This is a genomic window from Bradyrhizobium sp. SZCCT0153 (assembly GCF_018129995.1).
GTDB classification, from domain to species: Bacteria; Pseudomonadota; Alphaproteobacteria; order Rhizobiales; family Xanthobacteraceae; genus Bradyrhizobium; species Bradyrhizobium japonicum_G.
This window is the reverse complement of sequence record NZ_JAFCKS010000001.1, coordinates 134,808-150,225: the sequence shown is the minus strand read 5'-3', so window position 1 is coordinate 150,225 and position 15,418 is coordinate 134,808. Positions and strand designations below refer to the sequence as shown.

The window sequence follows — 15,418 nt, the reverse complement described above, 5'->3', positions numbered from 1 at the left end:
CGACCATCCCTAAAACTTCACCGTCGCCGACAGCGAGAAGCGGCGGGCATCGCCGACTGCAACGTTCAGGGCGTTCCCGGTGCTGGACGTATAATAGAGCTTGTCGAACAGGTTCTTGACGTTGAACTGATAGGTCACCGGCAGCTTGTCGATCTTGGTGTCGTAGGTCGCAAAGACGTCCGCGACGGTATAGGCCGGCATGACGAACGTGTTGGCGGAATCGCCCGGCCTGTCGCCGACATAATGCGTACCGCCGCCGAGCCGCAGACGGCCGGGGAGCGCGTCGCCGAAATCGTAGACGAGATAGAGCGAAGCCGTGTTCATTGCGGCGTTGAACAGCTTCGCATTGCCGACGACGGGATCGTTGATCAAGCGTGCGTCGGTATAGCCGTAGCTTCCGATCAGACTCCATTGATCGCTCAACTTGCCGGTGACGTCCAGTTCGATGCCGCGCGACCTGGCTGCGCCGGATGTGCGCGCCGCCGATTTGCCGTTGCCGATATCGTCCAGCACCAGCACGTTCTTCTTCTGGATATCGTAGAACGCCAATGTGCCAGACAGCCGCTTGCTGACGTCGAACTTCAAACCAGTCTCCCACTGCGTGCCCTCTTCTGGCGCGATGGTGGAATCGACGACAAAGCCGGTGGTGAACGCCGCGATGACCGATGTCGGCTTCAACGACTGCGTATAACTCACGTAATACGAAAGCTGATCGTTCAGCTTGAAGACGACGCCGCCGAGCGGCAGTACCTTGTCGCCCGCCAGATTGGTGTTCGTGACGAAGAGAGGCCGGCCTTTCCCTGCGAGCTGCTCGTATTCCATCCAGCGCACACCTCCGACCACGGAGAGCCAGTTGGTCAGATGGAACGTGTCCTGGGCGAAGAAGCCGCGGGTGCCGAGCTTGTCGGTCTGTTCGCTATCGGTTGCCGAAACGGTCGTGCCCGGCACGATCAGCCCGTAGACCGGGTTGTAGAAATTGAAGCTCGGGGTCGCTTGCCGGATCAAATCGTGGCGATCGATCGTGCGATACAGCGCCTCGCCCCCGAACAGGATCTCGTTGCGGAAGCCGCCCATCCAGACGTCGCCCTGCAGATAGGAGGTGCCGTAGCTGGCGTTGCTCAGCGAATCGCGCGTACCGTCATTGCTGCGGGTCTCGACGCCGGTGGTGGCGTTGACGCCGGTGATGCGAAGCTGGTTGGCGCTGAAGGTCTCGGTGTTGTAGCTGTAGGCCGCCGTGACCTTCCAATTGTCGTCCAGCTTCTGCTCGACCGAGGCCTGCACCAGGTCGGAAGTGCCCCACATGTTGTTGAAGGGTTCGTCGAGCCGACGCGTCTTCGGGATCGCCAGCGGAGCGCCCTTGACGAAGGCAGTGCCGCGATCGAATGGATAGATGAATTCGCGGTGCTCATAGGTGAGCTGGACCGTCGTGGTGTCGCCGTACCAGGCCAGCGACGGGTTCACCAGCATTTCCCTGTGGCGGCCGAAGTTGCGCCAATAGTCTTCGCTGACGCCGTAGCCGATGAAGCGATAGGCGAGACCGCCGTCGCCGATCGGACCGGTAATGTCGAGCGTGCCGTCGGCGCCGCTGCGGTTGTTCGCGAAGGTCGAGCCGAGCAATGTGACCGAGCCGTGCTGGTAGAGCTCCGGACGCTTGCTGATGGTGTTGACGATACCGCCGGGATCCATGATGCCGTAGAGCAGCGAAGCCGGTCCCTTCAGCACTTCCACGCTCTCGACCGCGGCATTGAGGCTGCGCCCCTGCACCAGCGGCATGCCGTTGCGCATGATCGAGCCGTCGCGATTGTCGCCGAAGCCGCGACGGATCACCGCGTCCTGGGTGCCGGCGAGCGTGTTGGTCTGGGCGATGCCGCTGATGTTGACCAGCGCATCGTCGATGTTGCGCGGCAACTGGTCCTTCAGCACTTGCGCAGGCACGACGTTGACGGTCTGCGAAGTGTCGAGCGGCGAGGCGCCGCTGCGCAGCGTCGTCGAACTCGGCATCGCGCGATAACCAAGCTTGGCGGCCTGTTGCGCGGCAGCCTCGGCGGCGGCGCGCTCCGAGAGCGTCGGCGCTGCGGGTGTAGCGGCGTTCCGGCTCCGCTGGCGCGCGGCGCTTTGAGCGCGGCGCGGCGACTGGTCCGATGGGCGCGCCGCTTTCGGCCGCGGCGCCGGCGCTTCCACCGTCACCGGCGGCAGTGCCGATTGCGCCTGCGCGGTCGCCGTGCCGGAGGGAAATTCGGCGAGCAGCACGGCTGCGCCGATGAGAAGACCCGCGCGGCTCTCGCCGGCACGATGACGACGGCCGCTGACGCGCTGGCCATCTACAGAGACACGCACTTTCGATTCACTTCCAAGTCAGACGCAGAAGCTGGCGCGTCTAACAGTCGCGGCGATCAAAGAGAACCGTAGTCGGGCTTGAATAGCTCTAGTGTTGAATCGTTCTAAGCGTAGAGCAGCGCCGAACGTCACTCACTGATTGACGCTGTCGCGACCGCGACACGCTGCACGCGAATTCGTGGCAACGTGTCACGGTGTTGCGGTGTTGCGCGATCTCACACGATGGCGGGAGTGATCAGCTCGTCGAGCTGCCGCTTGAACGCGGTTCCGTCGGACAAGGCACGGAGCGGCGGGCGCACGCGCAACCACGCAGCATCACCGGTCTGTGCCGCCAGGATGGCCTTCAGCGTCACGAGGAACGACGGCGTCTTCAGCACGACGTCGACCGCAGCCTGCATCCGCGCTTCGACATCCTTGCCGTCGACCATGCCCTTGACCAGCTCCGGCGCGACATTGGCCATGCCGCAGATGGTGCCGGCGCCGCCGGCAGCGATCGCGCGGGCAATGTCGGCTTCGTTGCCGACGGTAATGGCGAGCTCCGGCGCGGCGGCGCGGAACGCCTGGAATTGCTTGAAGTCGCCGCTTGAGTCCTTCAGACCCGCAACGACCTTGCCGTAGCGCCTGCGCAGACTGGCAGCCACGCTGGTCGGGATCGCAACGCCCGAGACCTGCGGGATATGATAGAGCAAGGCGCGCAGGCGATCGTCGGCGACGCCGTCGAGGATCGCTGCAAAGGCATCCTCGATGCCCTCGGGCGTGACGCTGCGGTCGAAATAAGGCGGCAGATACAGCACGTGACGCAGGCCGAGGCCGAGCACGGCACGCGTCAGCGCGATGCTGTCGGTGATGGCGGGAAATCCGCCGCCGATGCCGATGCGGTCAGGCGCGACGCCGGCCTTGAGCACGGCTTCGACGGTCGCGACGCGCTCGGCGACATTGAACGAGGTGCCCTCGCCGGTCGTGCCGAACAGCACGACACCGTCGACGCCCTTGCCGAAGAGTTGCTTGGCGTGGGCCGCGAGCTTGCCGGCGTCCACGCTGCCGTCCGTCGCCAGCGGCGTCGCCGACGCCACCCAGAACCCGCGAATTGCCTCCGCCGCCATCTCACTGCCTTTTGCTGCGCCCCGGACCAAGCCTCTGATCGCCAACGATCTTCGGAAGCTTCCCGAGTCTTGATTTTGCTTTACTTTCCATCTTGTACCTTACATACAAGGAAGACGCAAATCCTTTTCCGCTGTCGCGGCGCGCCCTGGACGCGACCAATTCCAAGGGGAGGTCTCACATGAACATGGTGACCCCGATCGAGCGTCCCGACCAATTGCTTGGCGCCTTGCGCGACAGGCTCGGCGCGGCTGCCGTGCTTGTCGGCGCCGACGTGCCCGCGCGCAATTGCAACGACTGGAGCGCGAGCCTGCCGCAAACCCCGCTCGCGGTGATCCGCCCGGTCGACGCCCAAGGCGTTGCCGACGCGATTGCGACCTGCCGGAAGGCGCAGCTGCCGTTCGTGCCGCAGGGCGGATTGACCGGGCTGTGCCGCGGTGCCTCGCCGGAAGCAGGCTGGGTCGCGATCTCGCTGGAGCGCATGAGCGGCATCGAGGAGATCGATCAGGCGTCGGCGACGATGACGGTGAAAGCCGGCACGCCGCTTCAGACGATTCAGCAGGCGGCCGACGAGGCCGGCTTCTTCTTTCCGCTCGACCTCGGTTCGCGCGGCTCCTGCGCGATCGGCGGCAATCTCTCGACCAATGCCGGCGGCAATCGCGTGATCCGATACGGCATGACGCGTGAGCTGGTGCTCGGACTCGAAGTGGTGCTGCCTGACGGCACCATCATCACCAGCCTCAACAAGCTGATGAAGAACAATGCCGGCTACGATTTGAAGCATCTGTTCATCGGCTCGGAAGGCACACTCGGCATCATCACCCGCGTGGTGCTGCGGCTGTTCCCGAAACCGCGCTCGACCATGGCCGCGCTGTGCGCGCTGAAGGACTATGCCGCGGTGATCGCGCTGCTCGGCGCCGCGCGAAGCGGGCTCGGCCCGCTGCTGTCGGCGTTCGAGGTGATGTGGCCGGATTATTGGGACGTGATCACGAATCGCGCCGGCGTCAAGCCGCCGGTCGCCGCAGGGCATGGCCTCTACGTGCTGGTCGAAGCGCAGGGCACCGACGAAAGCCTGGATGCGCCGCGTTTCCAGGCCTGGCTCGAAGAGCTGATGGAGCGCGGGCTGCTCGCCGATGCCGCCGTGGCCCAATCGCTGGCGCAGACGCAAAGCTTCTGGCGCGTGCGCGACATCTGCGCCGAATTCGGCCAGGTGCTGGGCCCGCACATCTCCTACGACATCGGCCTTGCGGTGGCGCGGATGGACGAGTTCGTGACGCGCTGCAAGGCCGCGCTCGCGAAAGGCATCAAGGGCTGCGAGAGCGTCTATTACGGCCATATCGGCGACGGCAATCTGCATCTCGTCTCCTGGGTGACCGGCCTTGCCGTCGAGCAGCAGCCGAAGGAGGAGATGGACGCGATCATCTACGGTCTCGTGCGCGAGCTTGGCGGAAGCGTTTCCGCCGAGCACGGCATCGGCACGCTGAAGAAGAAGTGGCTGGGTCATGCCCGCAGCGATGCCGAGATCGCGCTGATGCGGACGCTGAAGGCCGCGCTCGATCCGGATCATCTGCTCAATCCCGGCAAGGTGATCTGAGAAAGCCGATGCGATCGCTGAAGCTCGATGTGCCGAAATCGCTGTCGCAGCGGGTGATGCAGCGGCTGCGCCAGGCCATCATCGACGGCGAGTTCGCGCTCGGCGCCGCGATCTCCGAGGAGATGGTGGCAAATTCCTTCGGGGTCAGCCGCACCCCGGTGCGCGAGGCGATGGGCCAGCTGCAGGCGCAGGGCCTCGTCGTGATCCGGCCGCAGGTCGGCAGCTTCGTGTTCACGCCGAGCGCCGAGGACATCACCGCGCTCTGCACCTTCCGCATCGCGCTGGAGCCCAAGGCCGCCGAACTCGCCTTCCGCCACGACCGTGACGGCGCGATCACGACGATGAGCGAGGCGATCGCATCGATGGAGCCGGCGATCGCGGCCAGGGACAACATCGCCTACGGCCGCGCCGATGCCGCCTTCCACGAGGCGTTGTTCGCCCATTGCGGCAACCGCTATCTCGCCGAATCCTATCAGCTCGCCTCCAGCCGTGTCGCCGCGCTTCGCACCAACCTGACTTCGCCGATCGACGTGCGCACGCGCACGTCCTTCGACGAGCATCGCAGGCTGCTCGATCTGTTCGCGCGCGGCGAGTTCGGCGCCTTCGCAGCGCTGATGACCACGCACATCACCAATTCGGGCGTGGTCTATGCAAAGGCGCTGCAGGTCGATTGAACGCTTCTAAAGCACGATGAGATTGGATGAATCGTCATCGCGCTTTAGGTTCTTGTTTGAGCATGATCTTTTCGGAAAACCGCTTCGCACCTTTCCGGATCGTGCTCTAGCGCGGCTCCTTCGAGCCCGGCCTGTCCAGAAAATCCAGCGCGGTGCTGATCTGTTCGAGCTGGTGCTCGATCTTGTCGCGATCCTCGACCGACGGCGCCTTCGCGAGCTGCTCCACGAGCTTCTGCTTTCGCAACAGCAAGTTCTCTATGACTGTGCTCACAGCTCCCCCATCGCCAGAGGGCGAACATCGAGGAATCCCGGCCCGGACGCGAGCGCGCGCAGGCCGGCCCGGCGCAAACCCTCCATCAGAATGTTCGCGGAGACGGTTGGTTCCTGCGATTGAACCACGATGCTTCCGGCGGAACCAGCAGCGGGGCTCATGACCGCCTTCAGCTGTTCCCCTGCCCATGGAGCACGCGCATATCCCATGAGGGCTGCATATGCGGCGCTCGCAGTGCTCCGGGCGGCGAGACAATGCTCGCGAGCAACGCCGGCACAATTGGCGTGCGGGTGACGGAGACCGAGAACACCGCCAGCAGCGCGCAGACCATGCAGAGCCTCATCCGCACCGTCCTGCGATCGGTGATCGGCAGTAGCAGGAAAAACATCATCGCCAGGATCAGCAGTGCGTCGACCAGAAAAAGCATGGATCTCTCCCTCGAAACTGAGGGGAGGATGACGCGACGCGTATCGGCCGTATGTGGACCGTGTCACAGTCCGGCAACGCCGCTCCCGCGCGCGGTTGGCGTTGCCGAATTGCGCGCCACGCGGGAACCGGAATCGGCGAAGACAGCCCATCGATCGGTTGTATTCGCGGCGCCGGAGTCCTATGCGTAAGCGCATGGACACCCAGATCATGACCGCCGAAAAGCCCCTGATGGCGCAGGCGCGCCCGCGCAAGCCGGCGCCGTTCCTGCCGATGAGCCGCGCCGAGATGGATGCGCTCGGCTGGGATGCCTGCGACATCGTGCTGGTGACCGGGGACGCCTACGTCGACCATCCGAGCTTCGGCATGGCCATCATCGGCCGTCTGCTGGAGGCACAGGGCTTTCGGGTCGGCATCATCTCCCAGCCCGACTGGCATTCGGCCGAACCGTTCAAGGTGCTCGGCAAGCCAAAGGTGTTCTTCGGCGTCACCGGCGGCAACATGGATTCCATGGTGAACCGCTACACCGCGGACCGCCGCATACGCAGCGATGATGCCTATACGGCCGGCGGCGAAGGCGGCAAGCGGCCGGACCGCTGCACCGTTGTCTACGCCCAGCGCTGCCGCGAGGCGTTCAAGGACGTGCCGATCGTGCTCGGCGGCATCGAGGCCTCGCTGCGCCGGATCGCGCATTACGACTACTGGTCGGACAAGGTGCGCCGCTCGGTGCTGGCCGACGCCAAGGCCGACCTCCTGCTCTACGGCAATGCCGAGCGTGCCGTGGTCGAGGTGGCGCAGCGGCTTGCCGCCGGCGAAGCGCCGCGCGCGCTCGACGACATCAGGGGCGTCGCGCTGTTCCGCCGCGTGCCCGAGGATTATGCGGAGCTGCACGCCGACGATCTCGATTCCGCCGACGAAGGCGCATCGCGGACGAAAGGCTTGACCGTGATCCGGCTGCCGGCGCTGGAGCAGGTCGAGCAGGACAAGGAAGCCTATGCGCGCGCCTCGCGCGTGCTGCACCGGGAGAGCAATCCCGGCAATGCGCGGCCGCTGGTGCAGCGTCACGGCGACCGCGATCTCTGGCTGAACCCGCCGCCGATCCCGCTCACCAGCGACGAGATGGACGCGGTCTACGACCTGCCCTATGCGCGCGCGCCGCATCCGTCCTATGGCGAGGCAAAAATCCCCGCCTGGGACATGATCAAGTTCTCGGTGACGATCATGCGCGGCTGCTTTGGCGGCTGCACCTTCTGCTCGATCACCGAGCATGAGGGCCGCATCATCCAGAACCGCTCGGAAGGCTCGATCCTGCGCGAGATCGAACTGATCCGCGACAAGACGCCGGGCTTCACCGGCGTGATCTCCGACATCGGCGGTCCCACCGCCAACATGTACCGGATGGCGTGCAAGGATCCGAAGGTCGAGGCGGCGTGCCGGCGGCCGTCCTGCGTCTTCCCGGAGATCTGTCCGAACCTCAACACCTCGCATGACGATCTGATCCGGCTCTATCGCAAGGTGCGCGAGACCAAGGGCATCAAGAAGGTGATGGTCGCCTCCGGCGTGCGCTACGACCTCGCGGTCGAGAGCCCCGAATACATCAAGGAACTCGTCACCCATCACGTCGGCGGTTATCTGAAGATCGCGCCGGAGCACACCGAGCGCGGTCCGCTCGACAAGATGATGAAGCCGGGCATCGGCGCCTACAACCAGTTCAAGCGGATGTTCGATGCTGCCGCCGAGCAGGCCGGCAAGAAATATTACCTGATCCCCTATTTCATCGCGGCGCATCCGGGCACGACCGACGAGGACATGATGAACCTCGCACTGTGGCTCAAGAAGAACCGCTACCGCGCCGATCAGGTGCAGACCTTCCTGCCCTCGCCGATGGCGACCGCAACCGCGATGTACCACACCGGCGTCAATCCGCTGCGCGGCGTGCGGCGCGGCGGCAGCGACAAGGTCGAGGCGATCAAGGGCCTGCGCCAGCGCCGCCTGCACAAGGCCTTCCTGCGCTATCACGACCCCGACAATTGGCCAGTGCTGCGCGAGGCGCTGAAGGAGATGGGCCGCGCCGATCTGATCGGCTCCCGTCCCGACCAGCTCGTTCCCGCGCACCAGCCGCCCGGCACCGGCAAGGCCGCCGGCACGAGGCGGCCCGTCCGCCCCGGCGGCAAGACGCAGCGGTTCACGACCAAGGGCCTGCGGGTGATGAAGTGACCGCGCGCCGCATCACCTTCTAGAGATCGAGCACGACCGGCCCCGACACGGCATCCGTCACACCGCGTCCGTTGCCCTGGTCCTCGAGCACGGACCTGAAACTGTCGAGGGTCTTGATCATCGCGGACCGCGCCTCGACCAGCGCGTCCTGACTGGACCATGTGCCGATGAGGCAGAAGGTCTGCTCGCCGGTCTTGATGATGATTCCGTGCTCGAGGCCTGGCCATTTGGCCTTGCCGTTCCGATGCGCGTCGAGGAAGGCGGTTTCCTCGCCAAGCTTCACCTTGAACCTGACCACATTATAAACCTGCATGTGCGCCTCCTGAAAATGGACTGGGAATAAGCGAGCGCCGCTCAAGGTCTCGGGCGAAATGCCCAAACGGCCGCCCCGGCCGATTGTTGCCCTCGCGGGCTGCGTCGTCACCGTGACAAATCATCATGGCGCCCCCGGCGTTCGCGGCCCGCACAATAAAAACATCGAAAACAACCCCATGCACAGTAGCCGGCATGAGCGGGATCAATGGCTTAGGCGCTGTTGTGCAGCGGTTGACCCGTCGGGCAAAACAGGGGCAGGATGGCATCATCGGGCGCCTGTGGATTTTCCTGACCACACCTTCGGTTTCAACCGAATGTCAGAAGACGCCCGCCTCCTCATCATTCATAGATTACCTCCATGAAGAAGATCGGATTCCTGTCCTTCGGACACTGGACGCCCTCGCCGCAGTCGCAGACCCGCTCGGCCGGGGACACGCTGCTGCAATCGATCGAGCTTGCCGTCGCAGCCGAACAGCTCGGCGCCGACGGCGCCTATTTCCGCGTGCATCATTTCGCGCGCCAGCTGGCCTCGCCCTTTCCTCTGCTCGCGGCCGTCGGCGCGAAAACCAGCACGATCGAGATCGGCACCGCCGTGATCGACATGCGCTACGAGAACCCGCTCTACATGGCGGAGGATGCAGGCTCCGCCGACCTCATCGCCGGCGGGCGGCTGCAGCTCGGCATCAGCCGCGGCTCGCCCGAGCAGGTGATCGATGGCTGGCGCTATTTCGGTTACCAGCCGGCCGAGGGCGAGAGCGACGCCGGCATGGGCCGGCGCCACGCCGAGGTCTTTCTCGACATCCTGCGCGGCGAGGGTTTTGCAAAACCCAATCCGCAGCCGATGTTTCCGAACCCGCCGGGGCTGCTGCGCCTCGAGCCGCATGCGCAAGGCCTGCGCGACCGAATCTGGTGGGGCGCCGGCTCGAACGCGACAGCGGTGTGGGCCGCGCAGCACGGCATGAATTTGCAGAGCTCGACGCTGAAGAACGACGAGACCGGCGAGGCATTTCACCTGCAGCAGGCCGCCCAGATCCGCGCCTATCGCGCCGCGTGGAACGAGGCCGGCCATAGCCGCGAGCCGCGCGTATCCGTCAGCCGCAGCATCTTCGCGCTGATGAACGATCGCGACCGCGCCTATTTCGGCGGGGAGCGCGGCGGCGAGGACCAGATCGGCTTCATCGACCCGCGCACGCGCGCGATCTTCGGCCGCTCCTATGCCGCGGAGCCGGATGCGCTGATCGAGCAGTTGCGGCAGGACGAGGCAATCGCCGAGGCCGATACGCTGCTGCTGACGATCCCGAACCAGCTAGGCGTGGACTACTGCGCGCATGCGATCGAGGCGATCCTCACGCATGTCGCGCCCGCGCTGGGGTGGCGGTGACGGGACGCGGAATGGAGCGATCCGACGAAGACTCGGCATCCTGTCCGGCGGCCGCCCGCATCCTGATCTGGCTTCCGATCACGAGTCCGGTGAGCGAGAGCATGAGGCCCAGCGCCGGCGGCGCGAACAGGGCCTCTTCCTGGAACAGGCCGTTGAGCAGCACGACCATGACGCCGAAGCCGGCGAGGCCCTGCGTCAGATATCCTGAGGAGGCGTAGAGGCGCCACGCCTTGAGCGCCATGGCGAAATAGAAGCCGAGCGGCACCAGCGCGGCAATGCCCATCTGGTAGATCAGCACGCCGATCGCGCTCTCGACCGCGCCGTCGATCGTCCCGGCAGCCTGCGCGGCGCTCCAGTCGATCGAGAAATAGCTGTCCGACAGGTTGCCGCCGATGCCGAGACCGCGGCCAAACGGCTTCGCGAGAAATCCGTTGAGGCCGCCCATTAGGCCGATGACGTGGTAGTCGCCGATCTGCAAGCCGACACGGATCGCGACGAGCGCGAACACCATCAGGCCGAGCAAGCCGAGCACCAGCGTCACCACCGCACCGAGCAGACGGGTCGAGATCCAGGCCGCGATCACGAACACCAGCGTGATGAGCGCGCCCTTGACGCTGCAGACGATCAGGAGCGGCAACGCAGCGAGAGCCAGGAACGGACGCCCCACCGAGAACAGGAACAGCGCGAAAAAGGCGATGCCGTAGCCGAAGCTGATCGCGCTCATGTTCGGCCCGTGGATGCGCAGGATTTTCGACAGGCCGAAGCCTTCGAGCAGCGGCGTGTTCAGGAAGTCGAAGCTGAAGCGATCCTTGAGGTCGACGGGCACGTTTCCGGTGGCGCGCATTTCGGCTTCCCAGACGCCCGAATGGGTCGCCTTGAGCTCGTCGAAGCCCCAGAACGTGTAGCCGTTGGTGATGGCCAGCCAAAAATCGCGGAATGCAAACTCGACATAGCCGCAGATGATGAGAGCGACGCCGAGCGTTACCAGGAACGGCGTGGCGCGAACCTCATAGCTCGCGGCCGTCAGAAGCGAGAGCTGAAACAGGAACAGCGGAAGCACGATGTTGCGCAAATAGACCGACGCCGCCTGCCCGTTCTGGACGAAACCGATCGCGAAATACAGCGCCACCACCGCGAGGGTGACGACACCCCAGCACATGATCCGGTTGACCTCGGCCGACCGATTCCTCCGGCCGAACACGTAGAGGCCGAACGTCGTCAGCCACATCACGGAGCAGAGGAGGAAATTGTAGCCCTTGATGAAGTCCAGATCGGACGGGACCGAAATGAGCGGCGACAGGGTCGAGACGAACAGATTCTGGAAGAACAGGACGAAGATCGCGACGGCCGGCGCATAGGTCGGAACCGCAAGGACGATGGCGATCGCGACGAGGATTTCGACGGTCAGGGACAGCACAGGGCTCGCGACGTGCAGTATCGGAACAAAGCCGATCGCCGCCACGGCGATGCAGAACGTCGGGATCAACTCGCGCAGCGGCGACGGCTCGGCAGTGCCAGCCTGCACGGTCTGATATTGCGGTGAGGTCCCGCCAACCATGGCGTCGTCCTTTGGCGTAGCGCGGGGGCCACGATAGCGGCGGGATGTGTAAGGATTCGTTAACGATAAAGGTCAACGCCTGGCCGGTCTGGTCGCGCCCAGCAACGCGCGCATCACGCCGGGATCGGGCCTGCCCGTGCTGTTGTCGACGAGGCCGAATCCCTGTTGCAGCTCCCAATGCGTCCAGCCCCAGCAGTGCTCCCTAGCATAGGCGGTCACCGCCGCCAGCCAGCGCACCCGGCTGTCCCGCGGGGCGCCTGCTTTCAGCACGCCGAACTCGTTGACGATGATCGGCCGCGAAAACTGCTGCTGCCATGCGACGGCAGGCGCGAGCCAGCGATCGACATCAGGCTTGTCCCTGGCAACCGCAATCGCGGTGTCGAGCATGCCGAGCGCCTTGGTCGCGCCCCTGTCCTGCAAATCCCGGCGGAGTGCCTGGACCTTGGGATCACCGGCGTTGATCGGATAAGGCAGATCGATGATGTCGTGCAGCGGATCCTGCGCATCCCAGTGACCCTGATGGGTGAACACCATGGGATCATAGAAGTGGATGGCGTAGACGACGTTCGGATCCGGCAACGGGCGGAATTGCGGAAGCGAGTCCGCGCGCTGCCAGTTGACCGGCCCGACAACCAGTGTGGTGGCGGGGAGCAATCGGCGCACGAAGGCGGCAAGCGCTTCGACCTCCTTTTGCCACCGGTCGGCTTCGACATCGGGCTCATTGAGCAGCTCGGCGAAGACGCGATCGGCCGGATAGGCGCGAATGATCCCGGCCAGACCGCTCCATGCCTCCTCCATCTCGCGCAACGCCGCGTCCGGATCGTCCTTGTGCAGGCGATTGAAGCGGTCGCCGGGATGGAGATCGACGGAGGTGGAATAGCCGAGCGCCATGAGCTGCTTCAATGCGCCGTCGAGCGCCCGCAGCGTCTCGTCGCGCTCCGCCTTTGATGCGAAGCGAAGCATCACGCGCTCGGCGGGTACCGGCAGCCGGACATGGCTCATTCCCGCCTTGCGAAGCTGCAGCAGCAACTCGCGGCGGGGGGCTGCGGATCCCGGCCCGTTGATCCAGCCGTCGGCATTGAAGCCGCGCGACAGTGCGGCAAGCCTGTCCGGCGCGACCGTCTGCGGCACAGGCACACAATTGTCAGCCAGTGCCGGTGGGCCTGGCGAGATCGACAGCAAGATCGCGGCGACGAACAGGCGATGGCGCGGCGGCGTCACCGTCACACCGCCCGGCTCAATGCGCCGCCCTCGGGATGAGGCGCCGCCGTACCCGCGGGCGCATGATTGACGACGAGACCGGTCGGCACATTGTTGTATCTCGACAGCGCCGCGGTCACCCGCCGCATCGCCGCCGAACCGAGCTCGCCGGCGCGAACCACCGGGATGATCAGATCGGCATACGCGGCCAGCGCGATGGCGTCCGGCTGCAAGGCGAGATTGCCCGCATGGACGATGATGAGATCGAATTCCGAGCGAATGTCGTCCTCCGGCCTCGCATCGGCCTTGCGGCCGGCACTCAAGAGCTCGTCGATCGACTGAAGTCCCGCCGTGGTCGAGCCATCCTGCCATTCGGTGACGGGAGGCTGGGCACCGGCGAATTCCGGCTGCAGCCGGATCAGCACGCTCATCATGCCGCGATTGACGGCCGCGCGGTTCAGCGAGCGCGCAACGGTGTTGCCGCCGGCGCTCTTGCCGACCGACAGCACGAGGGCGACCTTGCAGCCGCGCACCGGCGTGCGATCGATTCTCTCAAGAAGCGGACGCAGATAAGCGCCGAGATCGAGCTCGGCCGTGGCCGCGACCGGTCTTTGCCAGACAGTATTGGGAGCGGCGCCAGACGCCAGATCGGGAATGCGGGCCCAGACCGGGAGATTCGGCATCGCCTCGGGCTGGCGCGCGGCAGATGCCGCAGGCGGAGCTTGCCGATGGGGCACGTTGATCGCTTCCGTGCCCACAGGCGTTTGAACAGGAGCCTCCGCAGGCGCGGCCCTGTCAGGCATGCTTCCCATCGCCGCAACGGCGGCGGTCGAGGTCAGCAGCGAGCCGATCGCGAGGGCGGCGAGCAGCAAAGCGAGCGGTGGACGCGTCGAGCGCAGCGGCGGAATCGCGGGCGACGCGACCTTGGTCTGCGAGCTCTGCAGCTGACGCTGCTCGTTGGTGGTCTTGAACCGCGACAGGAACTGCTCGTAGATGTTCTTGTTGGCATCGGCGTCGCGCTGCAACTCCTGCAGCTTCACCAGCGCCTGGCCGTCGACCAGCATCTGGGTCTCGACCGCCTTGAGCTGCTTTTCCAGCGCGTTCTGCTGCTCGAGCTGCGACTCGTATTCGGACTTCGCCGTGTCGATGTTCTTCTTCCGCTCGACCTCGATCTGCCGGTTGATGTCGGCAAGCTGGCTGTAGGAGATCGCAAGATCGGGGTGGCGGTCGCCGTAGACCGCTTTCTTCTGCGCAATCTGGTCGTTCAGGGTCGAGCGCTGCGCGCGCAGCATGCTCAGAAGGTCCTGCTTCACGGGACCTTCGACATTGGCCTTGAGATCGCGCTGCACCTGCTCGTAACGCGCCTTGGCTTCCTCGGTGCGCGCGCGGGCGGCGGAGACCTGCTGATTGATATCCGTCACCCGCAATTGCTGGGTGGTGGAATCCTTGCCGGCATTGAGGATCTTGTGCTCGAGGCGGAAGGCCGCGACCGCGTCTTCCGATGCGCGCAGGCGCTCGTTCAGCGCCTTCAGCCGGTCCTTGAGCCAGTCGGCCGCCTCGTCCGTGGCATCGGTGCGGACGCGACCCTGGCTCGCGGCGAACGCATCGGCGATGGCATTGGCGTAATACGCCGCCCGATCCGCACTGTTCGAGGTGAAGGAGATGGCGATGACATAAGTGAGCCCGCGGCGGGATATCTCGAGGCGGCTGCGGAATTTTTCGAGCAGACGGGTCATGTCGGTATGACCGCCCGCGATGTCCTCGTCGTCCGCGATCTTGAGCTTCTCGATCAGGGGCCGGAGAAAGCCGTCGGATTTGGCGATCTCGATCTGGCTCTGAAGCGCCGCCGCGTCCTGGCCGATACCCGGCAGCACGTCCTGATCCGAGGTCACGCGCAGCTCGCGGGGATCGACCACGACCAGCGCCGTCGCGGCATATCGAACCGGAACAACCATCAGAACGAGCACGCCCAGGGCGAACAGCGCCAGCGCCAGCGTCAGGATGCGGCGGCCATTCTCGCGCAGGAAGGAGAGCGCCCCGGAGACGGTCAGCGATCCCCTGATCAGCGCAGGACCATCGCTGTCGGGCTTGCCCGTCGCAGCCCGCGGAGCTTCCCACGAAGCCGCAGGCTCCGTCGGGGCGATGCTTCGCGGAGATGCGCTTCTACTGAACGCCATAGGGTTGGACTCGAAATCAACTGACCGCCACAAGCTCAGAGGCTTGCTACACCGTAAATATCCATGGTTAACCGCCGGTTACGGCCGCCGAGAACCGTCATGGCTCGTAGCCTCGCCATGCGCCCAATGGGGGGTGAGAGTTCCCCCGAACGCTGGAAGCGAGCGAG

13 protein-coding genes are annotated in these 15,418 nt (G+C 65.2%); 4 read left to right on the top strand and 9 right to left on the bottom strand.

From position 1 onward, the window contains the following. Nucleotides 1–9 precede the first annotated feature (9 nt). On the bottom strand, nt 10–2,337 hold the full coding sequence (locus JQ572_RS00715; RefSeq protein WP_211381074.1) for a TonB-dependent siderophore receptor: 2,328 nt from the start codon (nt 2,335–2,337) through the stop codon (nt 10–12). 215 nt (nt 2,338–2,552) lie between these two features. Continuing rightward, nucleotides 2,553–3,440 carry a dihydrodipicolinate synthase family protein gene (locus JQ572_RS00710; RefSeq protein ID WP_211381073.1) on the bottom strand — a complete coding sequence of 296 codons (888 nt, stop codon included), beginning with the start codon at nt 3,438–3,440 and terminating at the stop codon, nt 2,553–2,555. 179 nt (nt 3,441–3,619) lie between these two features. Between JQ572_RS00710 and JQ572_RS00705 the strand changes: the two genes are divergently transcribed. Together JQ572_RS00705 and JQ572_RS00700 are read left to right on the top strand one after the other, a co-directional pair. Next, the gene (locus JQ572_RS00705) at nt 3,620–5,032 is read left to right on the top strand and encodes an FAD-binding oxidoreductase (protein ID WP_211381072.1); all 1,413 of its coding nucleotides are present in this window, start codon (nt 3,620–3,622) and stop codon (nt 5,030–5,032) included. Between the two features lie 8 nt (nt 5,033–5,040). Then, the gene (locus JQ572_RS00700) at nt 5,041–5,706 is read left to right on the top strand and encodes a GntR family transcriptional regulator (protein WP_211381071.1); all 666 of its coding nucleotides are present in this window, start codon (nt 5,041–5,043) and stop codon (nt 5,704–5,706) included. Between the two features lie 106 nt (nt 5,707–5,812). Here JQ572_RS00700 and JQ572_RS00695 read toward each other — a convergent pair whose 3' ends face one another. Genes JQ572_RS00695 through JQ572_RS00685 form a run of 3 tightly spaced genes read right to left on the bottom strand, consistent with a single transcriptional unit; the run spans nt 5,813 to nt 6,404 of the window. After that, on the bottom strand, nt 5,813–5,950 hold the full coding sequence (locus JQ572_RS00695; RefSeq protein ID WP_211382438.1) for a hypothetical protein: 138 nt from the start codon (nt 5,948–5,950) through the stop codon (nt 5,813–5,815). A 23-nt stretch (nt 5,951–5,973) separates the two neighbouring features. After that, nucleotides 5,974–6,138 carry a hypothetical protein gene (locus JQ572_RS00690; protein WP_211381070.1) on the bottom strand — a complete coding sequence of 55 codons (165 nt, stop codon included), beginning with the start codon at nt 6,136–6,138 and terminating at the stop codon, nt 5,974–5,976. 8 nt (nt 6,139–6,146) lie between these two features. Next, nucleotides 6,147–6,404 (bottom strand): hypothetical protein, encoded by a 258-nt coding sequence (locus tag JQ572_RS00685; protein ID WP_211381069.1) that lies wholly within the window; start codon nt 6,402–6,404, stop codon nt 6,147–6,149. Nucleotides 6,405–6,598: 194 nt separating this feature from the next. Here JQ572_RS00685 and JQ572_RS00680 point away from each other — a divergent pair, with 194 nt between their 5' ends. Beyond that, nucleotides 6,599–8,620: a YgiQ family radical SAM protein gene (locus tag JQ572_RS00680; RefSeq protein ID WP_211382375.1), complete on the top strand. Its 2,022-nt coding sequence runs from the start codon at nt 6,599–6,601 to the stop codon at nt 8,618–8,620. A gap of 19 nt (nt 8,621–8,639) precedes the next feature. Here JQ572_RS00680 and JQ572_RS00675 read toward each other — a convergent pair whose 3' ends face one another. Continuing rightward, the gene (locus JQ572_RS00675) at nt 8,640–8,933 is read right to left on the bottom strand and encodes a DUF718 domain-containing protein (RefSeq protein WP_211381068.1); all 294 of its coding nucleotides are present in this window, start codon (nt 8,931–8,933) and stop codon (nt 8,640–8,642) included. A gap of 360 nt (nt 8,934–9,293) precedes the next feature. Here JQ572_RS00675 and JQ572_RS00670 point away from each other — a divergent pair, with 360 nt between their 5' ends. Continuing rightward, nucleotides 9,294–10,316, top strand: a complete 1,023-nt coding sequence (locus JQ572_RS00670) for an LLM class flavin-dependent oxidoreductase (protein ID WP_211381067.1) — start codon at nt 9,294–9,296, stop codon at nt 10,314–10,316. Here the strand turns inward: JQ572_RS00670 and JQ572_RS00665 are convergent. From JQ572_RS00665 to JQ572_RS00655, 3 genes are all read right to left on the bottom strand, one after another. Beyond that, nucleotides 10,282–11,874 carry a hypothetical protein gene (locus JQ572_RS00665; RefSeq protein WP_249128786.1) on the bottom strand — a complete coding sequence of 531 codons (1,593 nt, stop codon included), beginning with the start codon at nt 11,872–11,874 and terminating at the stop codon, nt 10,282–10,284. The genes JQ572_RS00670 and JQ572_RS00665 overlap by 35 nt on opposite strands. Nucleotides 11,875–11,946: 72 nt before the next feature. Next, nucleotides 11,947–13,101, bottom strand: coding sequence for a glycoside hydrolase family 5 protein (locus tag JQ572_RS00660; protein ID WP_349643082.1), 1,155 nt, complete (start codon nt 13,099–13,101; stop codon nt 11,947–11,949). After that, nucleotides 13,098–15,251 (bottom strand): GumC family protein, encoded by a 2,154-nt coding sequence (locus tag JQ572_RS00655; protein WP_211382372.1) that lies wholly within the window; start codon nt 15,249–15,251, stop codon nt 13,098–13,100. The genes JQ572_RS00660 and JQ572_RS00655 overlap by 4 nt, the downstream gene beginning before the upstream one ends. Nucleotides 15,252–15,418 lie beyond the last annotated feature (167 nt).

Coding starts and splice junctions, on each gene's coding strand:
- JQ572_RS00665 (WP_249128786.1), bottom strand. CDS start 11,874: ATGGTTGGCGGGACCTCACCGCAATATCAGACCGTGCAGGCTGGCACT.
- JQ572_RS00680 (WP_211382375.1), top strand. CDS start 6,599: ATGGACACCCAGATCATGACCGCCGAAAAGCCCCTGATGGCGCAGGCG.
- JQ572_RS00675 (WP_211381068.1), bottom strand. CDS start 8,933: ATGCAGGTTTATAATGTGGTCAGGTTCAAGGTGAAGCTTGGCGAGGAA.
- JQ572_RS00670 (WP_211381067.1), top strand. CDS start 9,294: ATGAAGAAGATCGGATTCCTGTCCTTCGGACACTGGACGCCCTCGCCG.
- JQ572_RS00690 (WP_211381070.1), bottom strand. CDS start 6,138: ATGAGCCCCGCTGCTGGTTCCGCCGGAAGCATCGTGGTTCAATCGCAG.
- JQ572_RS00700 (WP_211381071.1), top strand. CDS start 5,041: ATGCGATCGCTGAAGCTCGATGTGCCGAAATCGCTGTCGCAGCGGGTG.
- JQ572_RS00705 (WP_211381072.1), top strand. CDS start 3,620: ATGAACATGGTGACCCCGATCGAGCGTCCCGACCAATTGCTTGGCGCC.
- JQ572_RS00655 (WP_211382372.1), bottom strand. CDS start 15,251: ATGGCGTTCAGTAGAAGCGCATCTCCGCGAAGCATCGCCCCGACGGAG.
- JQ572_RS00710 (WP_211381073.1), bottom strand. CDS start 3,440: ATGGCGGCGGAGGCAATTCGCGGGTTCTGGGTGGCGTCGGCGACGCCG.
- JQ572_RS00685 (WP_211381069.1), bottom strand. CDS start 6,404: ATGCTTTTTCTGGTCGACGCACTGCTGATCCTGGCGATGATGTTTTTC.